The organism is Salmonella sp. SA14318 (assembly GCF_029866905.1).
Lineage (GTDB): Bacteria > Pseudomonadota > Gammaproteobacteria > Enterobacterales > Enterobacteriaceae > Salmonella > Salmonella enterica.
The window spans coordinates 883,832-906,926 of sequence record NZ_CP123282.1; the positions used below are offsets into that span (position 1 = coordinate 883,832).

Sequence of the window (23,095 nt, forward strand, 5' to 3'; positions counted from 1 at the left end):
GTTATCCGGCATGATGAAAAATAGACTGGAAACGGATGTGTAAGTTTGCTTCACTGCCATAATGCTTTACAAAAAGGAGAGCGCAGTGAAAACGATCGGACTGTTGGGTGGTATGAGCTGGGAATCGACTATCCCTTATTACCGTTTAATCAATGAAGGCATTAAACAGCAGCTGGGAGGCCTGCACTCGGCGAGCTTATTGCTGCATAGCGTAGATTTCCACGATATTGAAGTATGTCAACGCCGCGGCGAGTGGGATAAAGCGGGCGATATCCTGGCGCAGGCCGCGCAGGGGTTACAGCAGGCGGGCGCAGAAGGCATTGTGCTGTGTACCAACACTATGCATAAAATCGCGCACATTATTGAATCTCGTTGTTCTCTGCCTTTCCTACACATCGCGGATGCTACCGGGCGAGCCATCGCCCGTCAGGGGTTGCATCGCGTGGCGCTATTAGGGACCCGCTATACGATGGAGCAGGATTTTTATCGCGGGCGGCTGGAACAGCAATTTGCGATTGAGACCATCGTGCCGGAGGCGGACGATCGGGCGCGTATCAATCAGGTCATTTTTGACGAGCTCTGCCAGGGGACATTCACTGACGCGTCGCGCCACTATTATTTACAGGTTATCGAGCAACTGGCTGCGCAAGGCGCGCAGGGCGTTATTTTTGGCTGCACTGAAATAGGTTTGCTTGTTCCCCAGACGCAAAGCGCGCTACCGGTTTTTGATACCACGGCAATTCATGCCGCAGATGCCGTGAGCTTTATGCTTTCGTCATCGGCCCCAGAATAACCTCCAGCGGTTCGACCAGGCGCGAAAGATGCGTTTGTAAATGCTTACTGAAGGCGTCAACCAGCGCGGAGGCGGGGCGGTGTAGCGGGCGAATCAGGCTGACGGTAAAGGGCACGTCAATGCTGAAGCGGCGAACGGTGACGCCGCTGGCGGCATAGTCCAGCGCGGTCAGCGGGTTAACGATCGAAACGCCCGCCCCGGCGCGCACCATCGCGCAGACGGAGGCCGCGCTATGCGTTTCCACCACCATTCTGCGCTTCACCTGATGTTCGGCAAATAACGTATCCAACAACTGTCGATAGCTGTCCAGGCGGGAGAGGCTGATAAAGTTTTCCCCCTGAAAATCGTCTGGCGTCAGTACCGTTTTGGCGGCAAGCGGATGGTCGCAGGGCAGTACGCACACTTCATTTAGCGTTAGTAACTCGGTACGGGTTGTTCCTGCCGGGGCATGAAGCGTCTCCGTCAGTCCTAAATCGTGGCGCTGAGCGGAGAGCCACTCTTCCAGCAACGGCGACTCCTGCGGCACAATATTCAGGCTGACATCCGGATAACGCGCCAGAAAAGGCGGTAGTAGCGGCGGCAAAAAGGATTGTGAAAAGACCGGCAGGCAGGCGATAGAGAGTTCACCCTGACGGAACTCGCGCAGACTTTCCGCCGCGCTGACGATGCGATCCAACCCATACCAGGAGCGTTGTACCTCTTCGAACAGGCGTAGCCCTTGCACTGTCGGATGTAAGCGCCCGCGTGTGCGCTCAAACAGCGTTAATCCCAGCACTTTCTCAAAACGCGCCAGCTCGCGACTGACGGTAGGCTGCGAGGTATGCAGCAGCCGCGCCGCTTCGGTGAGATTTCCGGCGGTCATTACGGCATGAAAAATTTCAATGTGACGTAAATTAACGGCAGCCATACGTTTCCCTGAATCATTTATCCCATATCATTTTTGCATAGACTGACAATAAAACGATATTTTTTATTCTTTCTAAGGTATGGCGTAATCGTTAAAAAGCCTGTTCCGGAGTTTGTTATGTCATTGCCGCATTATCACGCTGAAACTGACCTTAACGCTGAAAATTTGCTCAGATTGCCTGCTGAATTCGGCTGTCCGGTCTGGGTCTATGACGCGCACATTATTCGCCGTCAGATAGCCGCCCTGCAGCAGTTTGACGTCGTGCGTTTTGCGCAAAAAGCCTGTTCGAACATTCATATCCTGCGCTTAATGCGCGCGCAGGGTGTCAAGGTGGATTCTGTTTCATTGGGGGAGATCGAACGTGCGCTGGCGGCGGGCTACGATCCGCAAACGTGCCCTGATGATATCGTTTTTACCGCCGATGTGATTGACGCCGCCACGCTGGCGCGCGTCAGTGAACTGCATATTCCGGTCAATGCCGGCTCGGTAGATATGCTGACGCAGCTTGGTCAGGTTTCGCCTGGGCATCGCGTCTGGTTGCGCGTGAATCCTGGCTTTGGTCACGGCCACAGCCAGAAAACCAACACCGGGGGCGAAAACAGCAAACACGGCATCTGGCATAGCGATCTTCCGGCGGCGCTGGCGATAATGCAGAAATACCGACTGAAACTTGTCGGTATCCATATGCACATTGGTTCCGGCGTCGATTATGGCCATCTGGAGCAGGTTTGCGGCGCGATGGTACGCCAGGTGCTGGAATGTGGTCAGGATGTGGAGGCGATTTCGGCAGGCGGCGGACTCTCGATACCTTATCGTGAGGGAGAAGAGCCCGTTGATACGCGCCATTACTATGGCCTGTGGAACGCAGCGCGCGAGCAAATCGCCCGCCATCTGGGACATGCGGTCAAACTTGAGATCGAACCCGGACGTTTTCTGGTGGCGCAATCGGGCGTGCTGGTAACGCAGGTGCGTAGCGTAAAACAGATGGGAAGCCGCCATTTCGTGCTGGTAGATGCGGGTTTTAACGATCTGATGCGCCCGGCGATGTACGGTAGCTATCACCGTATTTCGGCGCTGGCGGCGGATGGTCGCGCGCTTGAAAATGGCCCGTGGGTCGAGACGGTGGTCGCCGGGCCGCTATGCGAATCAGGCGATGTTTTTACGCAGCAGGAAGGGGGAATGGTTGAAACACGCGCCTTACCTGCGGTCATCCCCGGCGATTACCTCGTATTGCACGATACCGGCGCGTACGGCGCGTCTATGTCATCGAATTACAACAGCCGCCCGCTCCTGCCGGAAGTACTGTTTGACAATGGACAGGCGCGGCTGATCCGCCGTCGTCAGACCATTGAAGAGCTGTTAGCGCTGGAGATGCTCTGAAGCGCATCATTAGGCCGGACGTTGAAAAAACGGGCCCGCGGCGACGGACTCGCGCAGAATCAGCGTGCCGGTAAAGGGCGGGATCGGGGCGACCGGCTCGCTGTTCGCCAGACGAACGGCCTGATCGATCGCGGTGGCTATCATATCCTCGATGGGTAAATAGACTGTTGAAAGCCCCGGTTCAAGCCAGGTTGCGCCCGGCGCATCGTCAAAACCAAACAGCGACACATCCTGCGGGATGCGTAATCCGGCCTGGCGCAGCGCTTTTGCCGCGCCCAGCGCCGTGTCATCATTACAGGCGAATAGCGCGCTAAACGTGACGCCTTCCTCCAGTAATTCCCGGCAGGCGTCATAGCCGCGCGTCAGCGTGTAATCGCCGTATTTCACTTTTGCCGGTTGCCAGGGGATGCCATATTTTTCCAGCGCCTTGCGATAACCCGCTACGCGTGATGTGCCGGTGGGAGTATGAACAGGCAGCGTAATACAGGCGATATCGCGATGGCCCTGCGTAATCAGATATTCCACCGCCTGGAATGCCGCCGTCTCCTGCTCGAAGAAAATAGCGCGATCGCGGGCCTGAGTGACGTTGCGATTAATAATCACCAGCGGCATTTCCGTGGCGTCAATCAACGACAAAATCGCCGGCTCATCCATATAGCGAGTGTAAAGAATAATAGCGTCGCACTGTCTGTCGGCCAACATTTGTACGGCTTTCTGCTCTCGTTCCGGCGTATCGTGACCATCGGTGACGATCAACTGCTTGTTATGCAACTCCGCCTGGCGCGACGCCCGGCGCAACAAACTGCCGAAATAGAAGCCGTCAAACGTAGAGACGACCAGACCGATGCTGTTGCTGGTGCGATTTGCCAGCGAGCGTGCCAGCAGGTTGGGGCGATAGCCCAGAGCCTGCATCGCCGTAAACACTTTCTGGCGCGTGCTTTCTTTTACCTGCCCCGTCCCATTCAGCACTCGTGAGACGGTGGCCTTTGATACGCCCGCATGGCGGGAAACATCCAGCATTGTCGCCATCATGCTACCCTGATTAATCGGTTGTCGACAGGTGCCCGGTATCCGTCGGCGTGGACACCGAATGTCGGCGTACCAGTGTCGGACTAAATACATGAGTTACTTCTGGCGTAGGGCATTTCCCTGCCAGCGCTAAGGCCAGCTCCGCCGCCTGTGTCGCCATGGTGACGATCGGATACCGAATGGTGGTCAGTCGGGGACGCACATAGCGTGAGACCAGTACATCATCAAAACCGATGAGCGATACTTCGCCCGGCACCCCCACGCCATTATCATTTAATACTCCCATCGCGCCGGCCGCCATCGAGTCGTTATAGCAGGCCACCGCGGTAAAATTTCTGCCGCGACCTAATAACTCAGTCATCGCCTGCTCGCCGCCGCTTTCATCCGGTTCGCCGAACGTCACCAGCCGATCGTTAGCCGGAATATGGCTTTCCGCCAGCGCATCGTAATAGCCCCTCAGGCGATCTTCGGCATCAGAGATGGTGTGGTTGGAACAGATATACCCAATACGCGTATGACCTTGCTGGATCAGATGTCGGGTCGCCAGCCATGCCCCGTAACGGTCATCCAGCGCGACACAGCGGTGTTCTAACCCCGGTAAAATGCGGTTAATCAGCACCATGCCGGGGATTTGCTTCATTAATGAGGCCAGGTCCGCATCCGGAATCATTTTGGCGTGTACCACTAACGCTGCGCAACGATGACGAATCAACTGTTCAATAGCCTGACGCTCTTTTTGTTCGTTATGATACCCGTTGCCAATCAGTAAAAAATTGCCGGTGTGATACGCCACCTGTTCAACGGCTTTCACCATCGCGCCGAAAAAAGGATCGGAAACGTCGCCGACCACCAGACCGAGGGTTTCCGTTGCCTGCTGTGCCAGCGCGCGCGCGTTGGCGTTAGGGTGATAGCTCAGGGACTCCATTGCGCTGGTCACCGCCAGCCGGGACGCTTCGCTGGCTTTTGGCGAATCGTTAATAACGCGAGAAACGGTGGCGACTGAAACACCGGCCAGTCGGGCTACATCTTTTATGGTCGCCATGATAATACCTATAGTGGGTAAACGCTTACATTACGCCAGTTTTACGGAAAATGAACCTCTGTTCAAGCCTCTTGCCCCGCCGTGTCGGGCAAATGTGACCTGCACGGGAGAAATGCGTCTGTAAAGTGACAATACAAATCTTTCGTTACAGTTTGCGAAGCGCTGTTGCGATTGTCTGCTGGCAGGCCAGCGAGTCAGGTTGATAGAGTGGTGATCCCAGAGGTATTGATAGGTGGAATCAACGTCATTGTTGATCACACGAATTACACCAACCTGCGTAGAGATGCGCAGGTTTTTTTTTGTTTCGCCTGAACCTGTAACAGTAACGGATAATTTACACAACTCGTTGCATTTCCGTTTATTCCTTTGCGTTTTCGGACTGGCGATGCAGACGCGCGAAGCCCACAATCAAGATCCCAGAGGTATTGATTGGTGAGATTATTCGGTACGCTCTTCGTACCTGTCTCTTGCACCAACCTGCGCGGATGCGCAGGTTTTTTTTCGAACCTATTTTGCTATCGCTCCTGTTACGCAACTCGTGTAATCTGCCACAATTCATGTTTTAGCGAATTGTCGGCCAAAGGGAGTTGAAATGCTGTTTGGATTTTTCCGTAACCTGTTTCGCGTGCTTTATCGTGTGCGCGTCACTGGCGATGTCCGGGTGCTACAGGGGAACCGGGTCTTAATTACCCCCAATCACGTTTCATTTATCGATGGTATGCTACTGGCGCTGTTTTTGCCGGTACGGCCTGTCTTTGCGGTATATACCTCCATCAGCCAGCAATGGTATATGCGCTGGTTAACGCCGCTGATCGATTTTGTGCCGCTCGATCCCACTAAACCCATGTCCATTAAACACCTGGTGCGTCTGGTGGAACAGGGGCGTCCAGTGGTGATTTTCCCGGAAGGGCGGATTTCCGTGACCGGCTCGCTGATGAAAATTTATGACGGAGCAGGTTTTGTGGCGGCAAAATCGGGCGCAACCGTCATTCCGCTCCGCATTGACGGCGCGGAGCTTACCCCTTTCAGTCGCCTGAAAGGTCTGGTTAAACGGCGTTTGTTCCCCCGTATTCAGCTTCATATTTTACCGCCGACGCAAATACCGATGCCGGAAGCGCCGCGCGCGCGCGACAGGCGTAAAATAGCGGGTGAGATGCTGCACCAGATCATGATGGAAGCGCGTATGGCGGTGCGCCCGCGCGAGACGTTATACGAATCGTTGCTGGCGGCGCAATATCGTTACGGCGCGGGTAAAAACTGTATTGAGGACATTAACTTTACGCCGGATACGTATCGTAAGTTACTGACCAAGACGCTCTTTGTTGGCCGGATTCTGGAAAAGTACAGCGTTGAGGGCGAGAAAATCGGTTTAATGCTGCCGAATGCCGCCATCAGCGCGGCGGTGATTTTCGGCGCGGTTTCTCGTCGCCGCATTCCGGCCATGATGAACTACACGGCGGGGGTAAAAGGGCTGACCAGCGCGATTACCGCGGCGGAAATTAAAACGATTTTTACCTCCCGCCAGTTCCTCGATAAAGGTAAATTGTGGCACCTGCCGGAGCAGCTAACGCAGGTTCGCTGGGTTTACCTGGAAGATTTAAAAGCGGACGTCACACTCGCCGACAAGCTGTGGATTTTTGCCCACCTCCTGGCGCCGCGACTGGCGCAGGTAAAACAGCAGCCGGAAGACGAGGCGATTATTCTTTTTACCTCCGGCTCGGAAGGGCACCCGAAAGGGGTGGTGCACAGCCATAAAAGCATTCTGGCGAACGTCGAGCAGATAAAAACGATTGCGGATTTCACCGCCAATGACCGTTTTATGTCGGCGCTGCCGCTCTTTCACTCGTTCGGTTTGACGGTGGGCCTGTTTACGCCGTTGTTGACCGGCGCGGAAGTGTTTCTTTATCCAAGTCCGCTGCACTACCGCATTGTGCCGGAACTGGTCTATGACCGTAACTGTACCGTGCTGTTTGGTACGTCAACCTTCCTCGGCAACTATGCGCGCTTTGCCAATCCGTATGATTTTTATCGCCTGCGCTATGTGGTGGCCGGTGCGGAAAAACTTCAGGAGAGCACCAAACAACTGTGGCAGGATAAATTCGGTCTGCGCATTCTTGAGGGCTACGGGGTAACGGAATGCGCGCCAGTAGTCTCGATTAACGTGCCGATGGCGGCTAAGCCTGGCACTGTTGGCCGCATTCTGCCTGGCATGGACGCTCGTCTGCTGGCGGTGCCCGGTATTGAAAACGGCGGTCGGCTACAGCTGAAAGGGCCGAATATCATGAATGGCTATCTGCGCGTGGAAAAACCGGGCGTGCTGGAGGTGCCGTCGGCGGAAAACGCCAGAGGCGAAACCGAGCGCGGGTGGTACGACACGGGCGATATTGTACGCTTCGATGAAAATGGTTTTGTGCAGATTCAGGGGCGCGCGAAACGCTTTGCGAAAATTGCTGGCGAAATGGTCTCGCTGGAGATGGTCGAACAACTGGCGCTTGGCGTTTCGGCGGACAAAATGCACGCTACCGCCATTAAAAGCGATGCCAGCAAAGGTGAAGCGCTGGTACTGTTTACGACTGACAGCGAACTCACCCGAGAAAAGTTACAGCACTATGCCCGTGAACACGGTATTCCGGAACTTGCCGTCCCGCGTGATATCCGTTATCTGAAACAGCTTCCCTTGCTTGGCAGCGGGAAACCCGATTTTGTGACGCTGAAAAGTTGGGTGGATGCGCCGGAACAACATCATGAGTGAGTCAGTACGTACTAACACCTCCATCTGGTCGAAAGGGATGCTGTCGGTGATTGTCGCGCAGTTTCTCTCGGCTTTTGGCGATAATGCGCTGCTGTTTGCGACGCTGGCACTGCTGAAAGCTCAGTTTTATCCGGACTGGAGCCAACCTGTTTTGCAAATGGTGTTTGTGGGCGCTTACATTCTTTTTGCGCCGTTTGTCGGCCAGATAGCGGACAGCTTTGCCAAAGGCCGGGTGATGATGGTCGCCAATGGTCTTAAACTGGCGGGAGCGGCAGGTATCTGCCTCGGCGTGAATCCTTTTGTCGGTTATACGTTGGTCGGGATTGGCGCGGCGGCTTATTCTCCGGCGAAATACGGTATTCTGGGCGAACTGACGACGGGCGATAAGTTGGTGAAAGCCAATGGTCTGATGGAAGCCTCTACGATCGCGGCGATTTTGCTCGGTTCCGTTGCGGGCGGCGTATTGGCCGACTGGCATGTCATCGCTGCGCTGGTTGCCTGCGCGTTGGCCTACGCTGGCGCAGTGGCGGCGAACCTGTTTATCCCGAAGCTTGTGGCGGCGCGTCCAGGACAATCCTGGCGGTTGTCGGCGATGACGCGTAGCTTCTTCAGCGCTTGCGTTGTCCTTTGGCGTAACGGTGAAACGCGGTTTTCGCTGGTGGGGACCGGGCTATTCTGGGGCGCAGGCGTGACGCTGCGTTTTCTGCTGGTGCTGTGGGTGCCGGTGGCGCTGGGTATTACGGATAACGCCACGCCGACTTACCTGAACGCCATGGTGGCGGTAGGCATTGTGGTCGGCGCGGGCGCGGCGGCAAAACTGGTGACGCTGGAGACCGTATCGCGCTGTATGCCCGCCGGGATTTTGATTGGCGTTGTGGTTGCGATCTTCTCATTACAGCACGCATTGCTGCCTGCTTATGCCTTGTTGCTGTTGATAGGTATGCTGGGCGGCTTTTTTGTGGTGCCGCTCAACGCCTTGCTCCAGGAGCGCGGTAAGAAGAGCGTTGGCGCCGGGAATGCCATTGCCGTACAAAATCTGGGCGAGAATAGCGCCATGCTATTAATGCTGGGACTGTACTCGCTGGCAGTGCTGGTTGGCGTTCCGGCAGTGGCGATAGGTATCGGCTTTGGCGTGCTGTTCGCGCTGGCGATCGCGGCGCTGTGGATCTGGCAGCGCCGGCAGGCATCATACTGAGTGAATATGCCGGGCGGCGAGTGCGCGTTATCCGGCTTACATTGTCTCTGTAAGCCCGGAAGCGTAGCGCCACCGGGCACTGACCATCACGGCGCCGGATAAGTATAAACCTGATGCGCCGCCTCAATCTCCGCCAGAACCTCTTCGCTTAACGTCAGATGCAGACTTTCTACATTCGTCTTGAGCTGAGCCATCGTGGTTGCGCCCAGTAACGTACTGGCGACAAACGGCTGGCGGCGAACAAAGGCCAGCGCCATCTGCGCCGGATCAAGATTGTGACGCTTCGCGATATCGACGTAGGCGGCAACGGCTTTTTGCGCCTGTTCGCCGCTGTAACGTGTGAAGCGGCTGAACAAGGTATTTCGCGCGCCTGCGGGTTTGGCCCCGTTCAGGTATTTACCGGTTAATGTGCCAAACGCCAGACAGGAATAGGCGAGCAATTCAACACCTTCATACTGGCTGACTTCCGCCAGTCCGACCTCGTAGCTGCGGTTTAACAGGCTATAGGGGTTCTGGATCGTGACAATACGCGGCAGGTCATGTTTTTCCGCCAGATGCAGATAGCGCATAACGCCAAACGCTGTCTCATTTGAAACGCCAATATAACGAATCTTACCCGCTCGCTGAAACTCACTTAGCGCGTCTAACGTCTCCAGCAGACTTACTACTGGCGTGGAGTCCGTCCAGTTATAGCCGAGTTTACCGAAGCAGTTAGTGGGGCGCTGCGGCCAGTGCACCTGATACAAATCCAGATAGTCGGTCTGCAATCGGGTCAAACTGTCGTGTAGCGCTTCGCGAATATTTTTACGATCCAGCGCCTGATGAGGCCGGATGCCTTGATCATTATTACGTGCCGGTCCGCTAACTTTGCTGGCGATGATCAGTTTTTCACGGTTGCCGCGTTTGGCGAGCCAGTTACCGATATAGGACTCCGTCAGCCCTTGTGTTTCCGGGCGCGGCGGTACCGGATACATCTCGGCGGCGTCGATAAGGTTAATGCCATTTGCGATGGCATAGTCGAGCTGTGCGTGAGCGTCGGCTTCGCTGTTTTGTTCACCAAATGTCATTGTGCCCAGCCCTAGCGTACTTACTTCGAGCGAGCTGTGGGGTATACGGTGATAGTGCATAGCCGTTTCCTTTTTATTATGAAGTCAGAAATTCCCGACAAAGGACAATAAAAATGGCAGAGGGAAGGCAAAAGGGAAAGTAAAATTGCAGGCTGCGCGGCGTAATTGTTACCGGGCGTGGTCGCCACGCACCGTTACGGGACGCAGCCTGAAGGCTTGCAGAACGCTGACCTCGATCACAGGCCACCGCTTAACGTTCGATGATTTGAGACACTTCGTCACGGTTGATTTGCATCTCGTTTCCCTGTGCATCGGTATAGCTGACCAGACCGGTATCATCGTCAACTTGCGGTTTTCCATCGGTCAGGATCATACGACCATCTTTCGTCGCCATTACATAATCGCTGCTGCATCCGGATACCGCAAAAGCCAACCCTACTGCGGAAATTACAACTGCCCACTTTTTCATCCGTTTGTCCTCACGTAGCCTGCATCTGATAATAGTCTGTTAATCATATGTCTGATAATAGTCTAGTAATAACGCGCAGCTCTGCATGTCGGAAGCAGCAAAATCTTAATCTGTGAGAAGAAAGGAAATAAAGTGAGTATTCGCTCCCCCGGCGGGGGAGCGAGACAGGATTACAGCGGATTCTTTTTATTACGCAACAGGTTCAGGCTCTCTACTGCGATAGAGAAGAACATGGCGAAATAGATATACCCTTTCGGAACGTGAACGTCGAAACTTTCCAGAATCAGGGTAAAGCCAACCAGGATCAGAAAGGAGAGCGCCAGCATTTTTACCGACGGATGACGATCGACAAACTCGCCGATGGGCCGTGCCGCAAACATCATGACACCCACGGCAATAACGACTGCCGCCATCATAATAAACAGATGATCGGAGAGGCCAACCGCTGTGATAACTGAATCAAGGCTGAAAATAATATCCAGCAGCATAATCTGTACTATTGCGCCCAGGAAAGAAGAAACCCGGGTTTTTAACCCTTCTTCTTCGCCTTCGATGGACTCATGGATCTCCTTGCTGGCTTTCCAGATTAAAAATAACCCGCCCAGTAACAGAATGAGATCGCGGGCGGAAATCGCTTCGCCGAAAAGCTCAAACAGCGGATTAGTCAGACGAGTGACCCAGGCGATTGACGCCAGCAGCGCCAGGCGCATGACCATCGCCGCCGCCAACCCAAGCCGCCGTGCGTGGTTCCGTTGCGCCGTAGGAAGTTTTGCTACCACCAGAGAAAGAAAAATAATGTTGTCGATCCCAAGTACAATCTCCAGCAGCGTCAGCGTACCGAGCGCCAGCCAGGCATTAGGATCGGTTATCCATGCAAATAACATCGAACAAAGTCCTGCCAAAAAAAGAAGCGGTAATTATAGGCCCGTCGAGTGACGGGCGAAAGCCCAGGCTGAATTTGCGCAACCAGGAACGGTGTAAAATAGCGGCGACAATACGCTTACGTTTATCGAGCGTCGGTCCGACGCGTAGCCATAGCGGAGGCGCATTTGCGTGTAATGGACGTTACGGATTCTGCAATAAAAAATGGCGAGCCAGCAGCGCCTGCGTAAAATTTTTTTTCAGATAAAATCCACGCGGTAGCGTCAAAATAGGTTCCCCGCGCGCACCGATAGCCTCGGTGAGCGCCCTGGCATTGGCGGCTTTGGGCCGCAGTTGTAAGACTTCGCCATGACGGGCGGTAATGCGTTCCACCTGGCCCAGCACTATCATGTCCATCAGCTCTTCCCAGTCGAGGCGTAGCTGCCTGTCCTCTTCTTCACTCGGACTCCAGAGTAGCGGCGAACCTACGCGGCGTTCGGCTAACGGTATGCTGCGATCGCCTTCGACCGGCACCCATAGCACGCGCTTCAATTTATGCCGTACGTGACTTGTCTCCCAGGTCACGCCGCTGTTACCGGTTAACGGCGCCACGCAAACAAAGGTTGTTTCCAGAGGGCGACCCAGACTATCCACCGGGATGGTTTTCAGTTCTACGCCTAACGCGGCGAAATCCTGCTCCGGCTTGCTCCCGGCGCTGGCGCCGAGCCAGATCTCCAGCAAGACGCCGATCCAGCCTTTGTCTCGCTTCAAATCTTTAGGCGTGGTAATGCCGGCCATCGCCGCCAGCTCGCCTAACGTATAGCCGGAAAGCTGCCGCGCCTGGGCTAACAGCAATGCTTCCGAAGCAGGCGGAGTCAGTAGCGGACAAAGAGCGGACATGACAATTACCTTAGGTCAAAAAGTGAGCAGTGATTTTATACCGTATGGGCAGAGTTTATCTTTTTCTGTGTCTTATATTCAATAGACTGATTTTTATTGCCTTTTTTGTGTTGTTTCTTCGTGTTGCGCAACGCTGAAGCGGGTTTTCCAATTCTGGTCACTGACAATAAACAGGATCTTACACTATGTTATCCACAGAAAGTTGGGATAACTGTGTAAAACCACCACTACTGTTTCCATTTACAGCCTTGACGTGCGACGAAAATCGAAAATTCAGACAAATAGTGCGTAAGTTATTGGCACAATCTGTGGATAAAACCGACGCTGGTTGATCTTTCATCAGCATAAGGATCTTAGATGTGATACTGGTCACGCTTTATGAAGGTGGCATGTAAGATTTGTCTATAACACAATGAATATAAGGCACTATTTTTACTGTTTTCCGCATGAGGAATTCAGACTGTTCTGGGTTTTCCCGTGGTAATTCCATACTTCTTCACAACTATATCCACAGAAAAGGTGAATAAAATGGCGCAAGGGCGTCATCATCTGTTTATAACTCGGCTATTTACTGTGAGTTATTCAATTGTTATTAGGCTGTGTCACTATTACAGAGTGGTTTACCGCCTCACTGGAGTATGAAACAATCGTTCATATATAAGGTTTATGTTGAGGTAGTCCGGTGATTGATGACGATGGCTACCGCCCAAATGTAGGTATCGTAATTTGTAATCGTCAGGGGCAGGTGATGTGGGCCCGGCGATTTGGTCAGCACTCCTGGCAGTTCCCGCAGGGCGGGATAAATCCAGGGGAGTCGGCAGAACAGGCGATGTACCGGGAACTGTTTGAAGAAGTTGGGTTAAGCCGTAAAGATGTACGGATCCTTGCTTCTACTCGCAACTGGTTGCGTTACAAGTTACCAAAACGTTTGGTGCGTTGGGACACAAAGCCGGTATGTATCGGCCAGAAACAAAAGTGGTTTCTTTTGCAGTTAATGAGCGCCGACGCCGAAATCAATATGCAAACCAGCAGTACGCCGGAGTTTGACGGCTGGCGCTGGGTAAGTTACTGGTATCCGGTTCGACAAGTGGTGTCATTTAAACGCGATGTCTACCGCAGGGTAATGAAAGAGTTTGCAAGTGTTGTCATGGCGCTTCAGGATAATCCCCCTAAGCTACAAAGCGCGCCTGCTTATCGACGTAAAAGAGGTTAAGCCACGCAAATTATGCTCACTCGCCTGCGCGAAATAGTCGAAAAAGTGGCCAGTGCGCCGCGTCTGAACGAGGCGCTGAATATTCTGGTCACGGATATCTGTCTTGCGATGGATACAGAGGTTTGCTCGGTTTACCTGGCCGATCATGACCGACGCTGTTATTACCTGATGGCGACGCGGGGGTTGAAAAAACCGCGTGGTCGAACCGTTGCGCTTGCGTTTGATGAGGGGATCGTCGGTCTGGTGGGCAGACTGGCGGAACCCATTAACCTTGCCGATGCGCAAAAACATCCCAGCTTTAAATACATTCCTTCGGTAAAAGAGGAGCGTTTTCGCGCGTTTCTCGGCGTGCCGATCATTCAGCGTCGCCAACTTCTCGGCGTGCTGGTCGTACAGCAGCGCGAATTGCGCCAGTACGATGAAAGCGAAGAGTCTTTCCTCGTCACGCTCGCTACGCAGATGGCGGCTATCCTGTCACAGTCGCAGGTCACAGCGCTGTTCGGGCAATACCGGCAGACGCGAATCCGCGCGCTTCCTGCGGCGCCGGGCGTGGCTATCGCAACGGGCTGGCAAGACGCGACCATGCCGCTGATGGAACAGGTTTACGAAGCGTCTACGCTGGATACCTCTCTTGAACGCGAACGACTGACCGGCGCGCTGGAAGAGGCGGCGAACGAATTCCGACGATACAGCAAACGCTTTGCCGCCGGCGCGCAAAAAGAGACGGCGGCCATTTTTGATCTGTACTCACACCTGCTTTCAGACGCCAGACTGCGTCGCGAACTCTTCGCCGAGGTCGACAAAGGCGCTGTTGCGGAGTGGGCCGTTAAAAAAATCATCGAAAAATTTGCCGAGCAATTTGCGGCGCTAACCGATAACTACCTCAAAGAACGTGCGGGAGACTTACGCACGCTGGGGCAGCGGCTGTTATTCCACCTTGATGATTCAGTTCAGGGGCCAAACGCCTGGCCGGAACGTTTTATTCTGGTCGCGGATGAGCTGTCGGCGACCACCCTGGCGGAGCTGCCGCAGGACAGGCTGGCGGGCGTTGTGGTGCGCGACGGCGCGGCAAACTCGCATGCGGCGATTATGGTGCGCGCGCTCGGTATCCCGACCGTCATGGGCGCTGATATCCAACCTTCGGTGCTACATCGCCGTACGTTGGTGGTGGATGGCTATCGCGGTGAATTACTGGTCGATCCTGAACCCGTGCTTATTCAGGAATATCAGCGGCTCATTAGTGAAGAGATAGAACTCAGTCGTCTGGCGGAGGACGACGTCAATCTTCCCGCCCAACTGAAAAGCGGCGAGCGAGTCAAAGTGATGCTGAATGCCGGGCTCAGCCCCGAGCATGAGGAAAAGTTAGGCAGTCGGATCGACGGTATCGGCCTGTACCGTACTGAAATTCCCTTTATGCTGCAAAGCGGGTTTCCCTCGGAAGAAGAGCAGGTGGCGCAGTATCAAGGGATGCTGCAAATGTTTAACGATAAACCGGTGACGCTGCGGACCCTGGATGTGGGAGCGGATAAGCAACTGCCCTATATGCCGATCAGCGAGGAGAACCCGTGTCTGGGCTGGCGCGGGATCCGCATTACGCTGGATCAGCCGGAGATCTTTTTGATCCAGGTCCGCGCGATGCTGCGCGCCAATGCGGCGACTGGCAACCTCAGCATTTTGCTGCCGATGGTCACCAGTATTGATGAAGTCGATGAAGCGCGGCGTCTGATCGAACGCGCCGGGCGCGAGGTCGAGGAGATGATCGGCTATGCGATCCCGAAACCGCGTATCGGCATTATGCTGGAAGTGCCGTCAATGGTATTTATGCTGCCGCATCTGGCGAACCGGATCGACTTTATCTCGGTCGGCACCAACGATTTAACGCAATATATCCTGGCGGTAGATCGCAACAATACCCGCGTGGCCAGTATTTACGACAGTCTGCATCCGGCTATGCTGCGCGCACTGTCCATGATTGCGCAGGAAGCCGAAAAAAATGGCCTCGATCTTCGCTTGTGCGGCGAGATGGCGGGCGATCCGATGTGCGTGGCGATTCTTATCGGTCTGGGATATCGCCATCTTTCGATGAATGGCCGTTCGGTAGCGCGTGTGAAATATCTGCTGCGGCATATCGATTTTGAAGACGCGCAAACCCTTGCCAGACGCAGCCTTGAGGCGCAGATGGCGACCGAAGTGCGTCATCAGGTTGCGGCGTTTATGGAGCGCCGCGGGATGGGGGGATTGATTCGCGGAGGGTTGTAACGACTGGAGCGGGAAAAGAGAGTGACTGTGGATTCACGGCGCAGACAACACGCCTGCAAGATGAAAGACAATGCGTATACATATCTTTTAACGGTAATCGGCATCTCGCTTTTAACCCTTGTGCTATTATTCGCACCTTTGGAGCGTCTGCAACGCGCAGGCGCGCTTATCAATCGCTATCTCTTCAGCGAAATAACAAGAAATTGTGGTGACAGATGACCAGTAGCTATCTGCATTTTCCGGACTTTGATCCGGTCATTTTCTCAATTGGGCCCGTCGCGCTTCACTGGTATGGCTTGATGTATCTGGTGGGGTTCGTTTTCGCGATGTGGTTGGCGGTGCGTCGTGCTAACCGTCCGGGAAGCGGTTGGACCAAAAACGAAGTTGAAAATTTACTCTATGCAGGTTTCCTGGGGGTCTTCCTGGGGGGGCGTATTGGCTATGTCCTGTTTTATAACTTCCCTCTGTTTCTGGATAACCCGCTCTATTTATTCCGCGTCTGGGACGGCGGCATGTCCTTCCACGGCGGGCTTATCGGTGTGATACTGGTGATGATTATCTTCGCCAGGCGCACGAAGCGCTCGTTCTTTCAGGTGTCTGATTTTATTGCGCCGTTAATTCCGTTCGGCCTGGGCGCCGGGCGTCTGGGCAACTTTATCAACGGTGAATTGTGGGGGCGCGTCGATCCTGACTTCCGGTTTGCCATGCTCTTTCCTGGCTCACGCGCGGAAGATATTGCGCTGCTGCCGTCACATCCGCAATGGCAGCCTATTTTTGATACCTACGGCGTATTGCCGCGCCACCCTTCCCAGTTGTATGAACTGGCATTAGAAGGCGTGGTGCTGTTTATCATCCTTAATCTCTTTATTCGCAAACCGCGTCCGATGGGCGCAGTCTCCGGATTATTCCTGATTGGCTATGGCGCGTTTCGTATCATTGTTGAATTCTTCCGCCAGCCGGACGCGCAATTTACCGGCGCGTGGGTACAGTACATCAGCATGGGGCAGATTCTCTCTATCCCGATGATTATCGCTGGCGCGATCATGATGGTTTGGGCATATCGCCGCCGCCCGCAGCAACACGTTTCCTGAGGAACCATGAAACAGTATTTAGAACTGATGCAAAAAGTGCTGGATGAAGGCACACAGAAAAACGACCGTACCGGCACCGGCACGCTTTCCATTTTTGGCCATCAGATGCGTTTTAACCTGCAGGAAGGCTTTCCTCTGGTGACGACGAAACGCTGCCATTTACGTTCAATTATTCACGAACTGCTATGGTTTTTGCAGGGCGATACCAACATCGCTTACCTGCACGAAAATAATGTCACCATCTGGGACGAATGGGCCGATGAGAACGGCGATTTAGGCCCGGTTTATGGTAAGCAGTGGCGTGCATGGCCAACACCGGATGGCCGCCATATCGATCAGATCGCCACGGTCTTAAGCCAGCTTAAAAACGACCCGGACTCTCGTCGTATTATCGTTTCTGCGTGGAACGTCGGCGAGCTGGATAAGATGGCGCTGGCGCCGTGTCACGCCTTTTTCCAGTTTTATGTCGCAGATGGAAAACTCTCCTGTCAGCTTTATCAGCGCTCCTGCGATGTGTTCCTCGGTCTGCCGTTCAACATTGCCAGCTACGCGTTACTGGTGCATATGATGGCGCAACAGTGCGACCTGGACGTCGGCGATTTTGTCTGGACCGGCGGCGACACGCACCTGTACAGCAACCATATGGAGCAGACGCACCTGCAATTAAGCCGTGAACCGCGCGCGCTGCCGAAATTGGTCATTAAGCGTAAACCCGATTCGCTTTTTGACTACCGGTTCGATGATTTCGAAATTGAAGGCTATGATCCGCACCCCGGTATTAAAGCGCCGGTCGCTATCTAAGCGCTGACGATCCTGCCATAACCGACGTCATCGCGCGTCGGTTTTTTTTACCCTTCATCTCAATCTTCGGCGCGGATTCCTGAAATTTTGCAACGCGCTGCAAGACATGAACTTTTTCTCGTAACGCGCCGAACAATCTGTATTTGGCGCTCGTTATTTTTTCCCCGCCCGCCATACTGCCGACATGAAAAAACAACAGGGCTATACGCTCATTGAAACGGTGGTCGCGATGTCGCTCATTATCATTCTCAGCGCCACAGGACTTTATGGCTGGCAACGCTGGCAGCAGCAACAGCGCCTGTGGCAAACCGCATGTCAGGTGCGGGATTACCTGCTGCAACTTCGTGAGGATGCTCACTGGCATAACCGCGATCACATTCTTCGCGTGGTCAGCGAAGGCGGTTCATGGTGCTTTGTCAGCTCTGTTGCTACGCAAACATCGTGTACGCCATCTTCCCCCTTTGTGTTTACGCCCGACTGGCGTGATGTCGTCCTTGCCGATATCACGCCGTCGTTAGCCTTCTTTGGCCTGCGCAATACGGCATGGGCAGGGCACATCGTACTGAAAAACGCTGCCGGAGAGTGGCGTCTGGTCGTCTCCTCCTGGGGGCGAATCAGGCTATGCGAGCGTAACGAGGCCGCCACGTGTCAATAACCACGCGGGGGTTCTCGCTACTGGAAGTTGTGCTGGCGATGGCGATCGGTTCCATTTTACTGCTTGGGTCCGCACGATTTTTACCGGCGCTACAGCGTGAGATCTGGCACAACACGCGACAGTTATCGTTGGAAGATGAAATCTGGCAGCGAACCTATACCGTAGCGAAGCATCTTCAACGTGCGGGTTATTGTCATGGCCACTGTATCGGCGAAGGGCTACATCTTGCCGAACAGGGGCAATGCGTCATCGTTCAGTGGGACGGGAATAATAACGGGGTCTGGGATACCATACCGGCGAAAGAGGCCGACCAGACCGGGTTCCGTATGAAGGATAACGTTCTGGAGACATTACGCGGAGCAACATCTTGCCAGGGTAAGGGATGGGAAAAAATGACCGATCCCAATACGGTACTCATCACGGCGTTTACCGTTGAGCGCCGGGATATAACGGGATTCTCGCCAGTGCTCATGCTGCATCTGCGTGGCGCCAGCAAAGCCGAGCCTCAGACGGTTATTGACGCGCAATACAGCGTAACGGGATTTAATCTGTGAATCGGGAACGTGGCGCTTCTTCGCTAATACTGGCGCTTTTAATACTGATTCTGGGTAGTCTGCTACTGCAAGGCGTAAATCAGCAGCAGGCCAGCTATGCCGCCCGCGTGACGACGCAGAGCATGGCGATACAACGCCAGGCGCTCGTACAGTCGGCGCTGGAATGGGGGCGGGGGCAGCTATGGTCAGGCGTAACCGAAATGGAATGTCGGCGCTATTCCCCTTCAGGAGCGAGGGTCTGTTTGCGGAGATTATCGGGGGATGAGGTGGTGATGGCGGCGCAAGATGACGGCATGACGTTATGGCGTTTGGGCAACGTCATTCAGGGAAGCATTGTCTTTTCTCCCCACGGCTGGAGCGATTTTTGTCCATTAAAAGAGGTGGCGTTATGTCGCATCCCCTGAATTTACAACGCGGGTTTAGCCTCCCGGAAGTTTTAGTGGCGATGGTTCTAATGGTAATGATCGTCACCGCGCTGTCAGGCTATCAGCGGGTATTAATGCACAGTTTTGCATTACGACACCAGTATCTTCAGATCTGGCGGCAGGCGTGGCAGCAAACGGCGCTGTATCCATTTTCGCCTGCTGAAGGCTGGAAGGCCAACCGGATGCAGACAACGCAATCGGGATGTGTCAGCATCAGCGTCACGATGGTTTCACCCTCTGGCAGGCAGGGGCAGATGACGCGCTTGCATTGTCCAAATCGTTAATCGTCAGGAGTAATTATGTTAAGGGTCTACCACTCCAATCGTCTGGATGTGCTGGAAGCGTTGATGGAATTCATCGTCGAACGCGAGCGGCTGGATGATCCCTTTGAACCAGAAATGATTCTGGTACAAAGCACGGGTATGGCGCAGTGGCTGCAGATGACCCTTTCACAAAAGTTTAGTATTGCGGCGAATATCGCTTTTCCGTTACCGGCGAGTTTTATCTGGGAGATGTTTGTCCGCGTGTTGCCGGATATCCCCAAAGAAAGCGCTTTCAGCAAACAAAGCATGAGCTGGAAACTGATGACCTTGCTGCCGCAGTTGCTGGATAAGGATGAGTTTGTACTGCTGCGCCATTATCTGACCGACGACACCGATAAACGCAAACTCTTTCAGCTTTCCGCGCGCGCCGCCGACCTGTTCGATCAGTATCTGGTTTATCGGCCTGACTGGCTTACGCAGTGGGAAGCGGGAAAAACCGTGGAAGGTCTGGGGGAGGCGCAAAACTGGCAGGCGCCGCTGTGGAAAGCATTGGTGGAATATACCGCCGCGCTGGGGCAGCCGCGCTGGCATCGCGCCAATCTCTACCAACGCTTTATTCAAACGCTGGAAAGCGCGACCGCCTGCCCGCCAGGGTTGCCGTCCCGCGTTTTTATTTGCGGCATTTCCGCGTTACCGCCGGTGTATCTCAGCGCATTGCAGGCGCTGGGTAAACATATTGAAATCCATCTCCTTTTTACTAATCCGTGTCGGTATTACTGGGGGGATATTAAAGACCCAGCCTGGCTGGCAAAACTCATGGCTCGCCAGCGTCGTCACACTTTTGAAGACCGTCATTTACCGCTGTTCCGTGAAAATCAGAAGCCGGAAGCCTTATTTAACAGCGACGGTGAACAGGATATCGGTAATCCGCTACTGGCCTCATGGGGAAAACTGGGGCGGGATTATATCTACCTGCTATCTGAACTGGAAAACAGCCAGGAGCTGGATGCGTTTGTTGATATTACGCCAGATAATCTTTTGCATCGGATTCAGGCGGATATCCTTGAACTGGAAAGCCATGCGGTGGCGGGCGTAAATCTTGAGGAGTATTCGCGCAGCGACAATAAGCGTCTGCTCGATCCCGAGGATAACAGCCTCTCTTTTCACGTTTGTCACAGCCCGCAGCGCGAGGTGGAAATACTGCACGATCGCCTGCTGGCGATGCTGGAAGCCGATCCGACGCTAACGCCGCGCGACATTATCGTTATGGTGGCTGATATTGACAGCTATAGCCCGTTTATCCAGGCGGTATTTGGTAGCGCGCCAACGGAGCGCTATCTGCCTTATGCCATTTCCGATCGGCGGGCGCGTCAGTCACATCCGGTGTTACAGGCATTTATCAGCCTACTTTCGTTACCGGACAGCCGCTTTGTCTCCGAGGATGTTCTGGCGTTGTTAGACGTACCGGTATTGGCTGCCCGCTTTACGATCAACGAAGAAGGGTTGCGTTATTTGCGCTTGTGGGTCAATGAGTCAGGCATTCGCTGGGGAATTGACGATGACAACGTACGCGAGCTGGAACTTCCTGCCACGGGGCAGCATACGTGGCAATTTGGCCTGACGCGTATGCTGCTGGGGTATGCGATGGAAAGCGCCCAGGGCGAGTGGCAGTCGGTTCTGCCTTATGACGAATCCAGCGGTCTGATTGCTGAGCTGGTCGGGCATCTGGCTTCGCTGCTGATGCAGCTTAATATCTGGCGGCGCGGTCTGGCGCAGGAGCGACCGCTGGAAGAGTGGTTGCCCGTTTGTCGCGATATGCTCAATGATTTCTTCCTGCCCGATGCGGACACGGAAGCGGCAATGACATTGATTGAACAGCAGTGGCAGGCCATTATCGCCGAAGGCGTCGCGGCGGAATATGGCGACGCGGTACCGATTTCGCTACTGCGGGATGAACTGGCGCAGCGTCTGGATCAGGAACGTATTAGCCAGCGCTTCCTGGCGGGCCCCATCAATATTTGTACGCTGATGCCGATGCGTTCCATTCCGTTCAGAGTCGTTTGCCTGCTGGGAATGAACGACGGCGTATACCCGCGCCAGCTTGCGCCGTTGGGCTTTGACCTGATGAGCCAAAAACCCATGCGCGGGGATCGTAGCCGTCGCGACGATGACCGCTACCTGTTTCTGGAAGCGTTAATCTCGGCGCAGCAGACGCTGTATATCAGCTACATCGGTCGCTCCATCCAGGATAATAGCGAACGCTTTCCCTCTGTACTGGTGCAAGAATTGGTGGATTACATCGGGCAAAGCCACTATTTGCCGGGCGACGAAACGCTGACCTGTGATGAGAGCGAAGCACGAGTCAAAGCGCATATTACGCGTCTGCATACCCGTATGCCTTTTGATGCGCAAAATTACCAACCCGGCGAACAGCAAAGTTATGCCAGAGAGTGGTTGCCTGCGGCGAGTCAGTCGGGAAAAGCGCATTCTGACTTTGTGCAGCCGCTTCCTTTTACGATGCCGGAAACATTGACTCTGGAAAGTCTGCAGCGTTTTTGGGCCCATCCGGTACGCGCATTTTTTCAGATGCGGCTTCAGGTTAATTTCCGCTCGGAGGAGAGTGAGATTCCTGATGCGGAACCGTTTGAATTAGAGGGATTGACGCGATATCAACTTAACCAACAGTTGCTCAATACGCTGGTTGAAGAGGACGACGCCGAACGCTTGTTCCGCCGTTTCCGGGCTGCGGGAGAGTTGCCTTACGGCGCGTTTGGCGAAATATTCTGGGATGCGCAATGTCAGGAGATGCAGCAACTGGCAAGCCGGGTCATCGCCTGTCGTAAGCCGAGCCAAAGCCTGGAAGTGGATCTGCTTTGCAATGGCGTTCAGCTAACCGGCTGGCTACCGCAGGTACAGGAGGATGGATTATTGCGCTGGCGTCCCGCTTTAATCAGCGTTGCGCAAGGTGTGCAACTTTGGCTGGAACACCTTGTCTATTGTGCCAGCGGCGGGAGTGGCGAAAGTCGCCTGTTTTTGCGCAAAGAGGGAGAGTGGCGATTTCCGCCACTTGATAAAGCGCAGGCAATGGCTTACCTGGCGCAACTGATTGAAGGCTACCGGGAAGGCATGTCTTCTCCGCTATTGGTACTGCCGGAAAGCGGCGGCGCATGGATAAAAGCCTGTTATGACGCTGAAAATGATGTCATGTTAGACGACAATGATACCTTACAGAAGGCCAGGACAAAGTTTTTACAGGCTTATGAAGGCAACATGATGGTGAGCGGCGAAGGCGAAGATATCTGGTATCAACGTCTTTGGCGTCAGCTGGAATCGGAAACGTTGCAGGCTATCATTGCGCAGTCCCGGCATTACCTGTTACCGCTGTTTCGTTTTAATCAGTCTCGTTGATTGTATGAAAATCGCACAATTAAAAGGCTTC

The 23,095-nt window shown here is 54.2% G+C and carries 20 protein-coding genes; 13 read left to right on the forward strand and 7 right to left on the reverse strand.

All coding sequences use genetic code 11. The features are described 5' to 3' along the window. Window positions 1–85 precede the first annotated feature (85 nt). Entirely contained in the window at window positions 86–793 is a 708-nt protein-coding gene (locus QEN32_RS04260) for an aspartate/glutamate racemase (protein ID WP_000848629.1), read from the forward strand. Here QEN32_RS04260 and QEN32_RS04265 read toward each other — a convergent pair. Beyond that, a complete protein-coding gene (locus QEN32_RS04265; protein ID WP_000741798.1) occupies window positions 765–1,700 on the reverse strand; it encodes a LysR family transcriptional regulator in 936 nt (311 codons plus the stop codon). The genes QEN32_RS04260 and QEN32_RS04265 overlap by 29 nt on opposite strands. 117 nt (window positions 1,701–1,817) lie before the next feature. Here QEN32_RS04265 and lysA point away from each other — a divergent pair, with 117 nt between their 5' ends. Next, window positions 1,818–3,080 carry a diaminopimelate decarboxylase gene (lysA, locus tag QEN32_RS04270; RefSeq protein ID WP_000056580.1) on the forward strand — a complete coding sequence of 421 codons (1,263 nt, stop codon included), beginning with the start codon at window positions 1,818–1,820 and terminating at the stop codon, window positions 3,078–3,080. A 9-nt stretch (window positions 3,081–3,089) separates the two neighbouring features. Here lysA and QEN32_RS04275 read toward each other — a convergent pair whose 3' ends face one another. After that, a complete protein-coding gene (locus tag QEN32_RS04275; protein ID WP_072161599.1) occupies window positions 3,090–4,112 on the reverse strand; it encodes a LacI family DNA-binding transcriptional regulator in 1,023 nt (340 codons plus the stop codon). Between the two features lie 10 nt (window positions 4,113–4,122). Next, on the reverse strand, window positions 4,123–5,151 hold the full coding sequence (galR, locus tag QEN32_RS04280; RefSeq protein WP_000201030.1) for an HTH-type transcriptional regulator GalR: 1,029 nt from the start codon (window positions 5,149–5,151) through the stop codon (window positions 4,123–4,125). A gap of 592 nt (window positions 5,152–5,743) precedes the next feature. Here galR and aas point away from each other — a divergent pair. Together aas and lplT are read left to right on the forward strand one after the other, a co-directional pair. Next, window positions 5,744–7,903: a bifunctional acyl-ACP--phospholipid O-acyltransferase/long-chain-fatty-acid--ACP ligase gene (gene aas, locus QEN32_RS04285; protein ID WP_265321959.1), complete on the forward strand. Its 2,160-nt coding sequence runs from the start codon at window positions 5,744–5,746 to the stop codon at window positions 7,901–7,903. Beyond that, window positions 7,896–9,098, forward strand: coding sequence for a lysophospholipid transporter LplT (gene lplT, locus QEN32_RS04290; RefSeq protein ID WP_000004686.1), 1,203 nt, complete (start codon window positions 7,896–7,898; stop codon window positions 9,096–9,098). The genes aas and lplT overlap by 8 nt, the downstream gene beginning before the upstream one ends. A gap of 86 nt (window positions 9,099–9,184) precedes the next feature. Here lplT and QEN32_RS04295 read toward each other — a convergent pair whose 3' ends face one another. The 4 genes from QEN32_RS04295 to mutH form a co-directional block, all read right to left on the reverse strand. Then, window positions 9,185–10,225, reverse strand: coding sequence for an NADP(H)-dependent aldo-keto reductase (locus tag QEN32_RS04295; RefSeq protein WP_000558960.1), 1,041 nt, complete (start codon window positions 10,223–10,225; stop codon window positions 9,185–9,187). Window positions 10,226–10,415: 190 nt separating this feature from the next. Beyond that, the gene (locus QEN32_RS04300) at window positions 10,416–10,634 is read right to left on the reverse strand and encodes a YgdI/YgdR family lipoprotein (RefSeq protein WP_000758662.1); all 219 of its coding nucleotides are present in this window, start codon (window positions 10,632–10,634) and stop codon (window positions 10,416–10,418) included. Window positions 10,635–10,804: 170 nt separating this feature from the next. Next, the gene (locus QEN32_RS04305) at window positions 10,805–11,518 is read right to left on the reverse strand and encodes a TerC family protein (protein WP_000895635.1); all 714 of its coding nucleotides are present in this window, start codon (window positions 11,516–11,518) and stop codon (window positions 10,805–10,807) included. Between the two features lie 181 nt (window positions 11,519–11,699). Then, window positions 11,700–12,395, reverse strand: a complete 696-nt coding sequence (gene mutH / locus QEN32_RS04310; RefSeq protein WP_001274930.1) for a DNA mismatch repair endonuclease MutH — start codon at window positions 12,393–12,395, stop codon at window positions 11,700–11,702. A gap of 682 nt (window positions 12,396–13,077) precedes the next feature. Here mutH and rppH point away from each other — a divergent pair. The 9 genes from rppH to recC all read left to right on the forward strand — a co-directional run bounded on the left by rppH (window position 13,078) and on the right by recC (window position 23,064). Beyond that, window positions 13,078–13,608 carry an RNA pyrophosphohydrolase gene (gene rppH, locus QEN32_RS04315; RefSeq protein ID WP_000564481.1) on the forward strand — a complete coding sequence of 177 codons (531 nt, stop codon included), beginning with the start codon at window positions 13,078–13,080 and terminating at the stop codon, window positions 13,606–13,608. Between the two features lie 12 nt (window positions 13,609–13,620). Continuing rightward, a complete protein-coding gene (gene ptsP, locus QEN32_RS04320; RefSeq protein ID WP_000957888.1) occupies window positions 13,621–15,867 on the forward strand; it encodes a phosphoenolpyruvate--protein phosphotransferase in 2,247 nt (748 codons plus the stop codon). A gap of 215 nt (window positions 15,868–16,082) precedes the next feature. Further along, window positions 16,083–16,958 carry a prolipoprotein diacylglyceryl transferase gene (lgt, locus tag QEN32_RS04325; protein WP_000204645.1) on the forward strand — a complete coding sequence of 292 codons (876 nt, stop codon included), beginning with the start codon at window positions 16,083–16,085 and terminating at the stop codon, window positions 16,956–16,958. A gap of 6 nt (window positions 16,959–16,964) precedes the next feature. Next, entirely contained in the window at window positions 16,965–17,759 is a 795-nt protein-coding gene (gene thyA, locus QEN32_RS04330) for a thymidylate synthase (RefSeq protein WP_000816247.1), read from the forward strand. 184 nt (window positions 17,760–17,943) lie between these two features. Further along, window positions 17,944–18,414: a prepilin peptidase-dependent protein gene (locus QEN32_RS04335; protein ID WP_000744668.1), complete on the forward strand. Its 471-nt coding sequence runs from the start codon at window positions 17,944–17,946 to the stop codon at window positions 18,412–18,414. Continuing rightward, a complete protein-coding gene (locus QEN32_RS04340; RefSeq protein ID WP_000029150.1) occupies window positions 18,405–18,968 on the forward strand; it encodes a prepilin peptidase-dependent protein in 564 nt (187 codons plus the stop codon). Before QEN32_RS04335 ends, QEN32_RS04340 begins: the two co-directional genes overlap by 10 nt. After that, window positions 18,965–19,372, forward strand: coding sequence for a DUF2509 family protein (locus QEN32_RS04345; protein ID WP_001078535.1), 408 nt, complete (start codon window positions 18,965–18,967; stop codon window positions 19,370–19,372). Before QEN32_RS04340 ends, QEN32_RS04345 begins: the two co-directional genes overlap by 4 nt. Further along, window positions 19,357–19,677 (forward strand): prepilin-type N-terminal cleavage/methylation domain-containing protein, encoded by a 321-nt coding sequence (locus tag QEN32_RS04350; RefSeq protein ID WP_000019294.1) that lies wholly within the window; start codon window positions 19,357–19,359, stop codon window positions 19,675–19,677. Before QEN32_RS04345 ends, QEN32_RS04350 begins: the two co-directional genes overlap by 16 nt. A 15-nt stretch (window positions 19,678–19,692) precedes the next feature. Further along, the gene (gene recC, locus QEN32_RS04355) at window positions 19,693–23,064 is read left to right on the forward strand and encodes an exodeoxyribonuclease V subunit gamma (protein ID WP_265321960.1); all 3,372 of its coding nucleotides are present in this window, start codon (window positions 19,693–19,695) and stop codon (window positions 23,062–23,064) included. Window positions 23,065–23,095 lie beyond the last annotated feature (31 nt).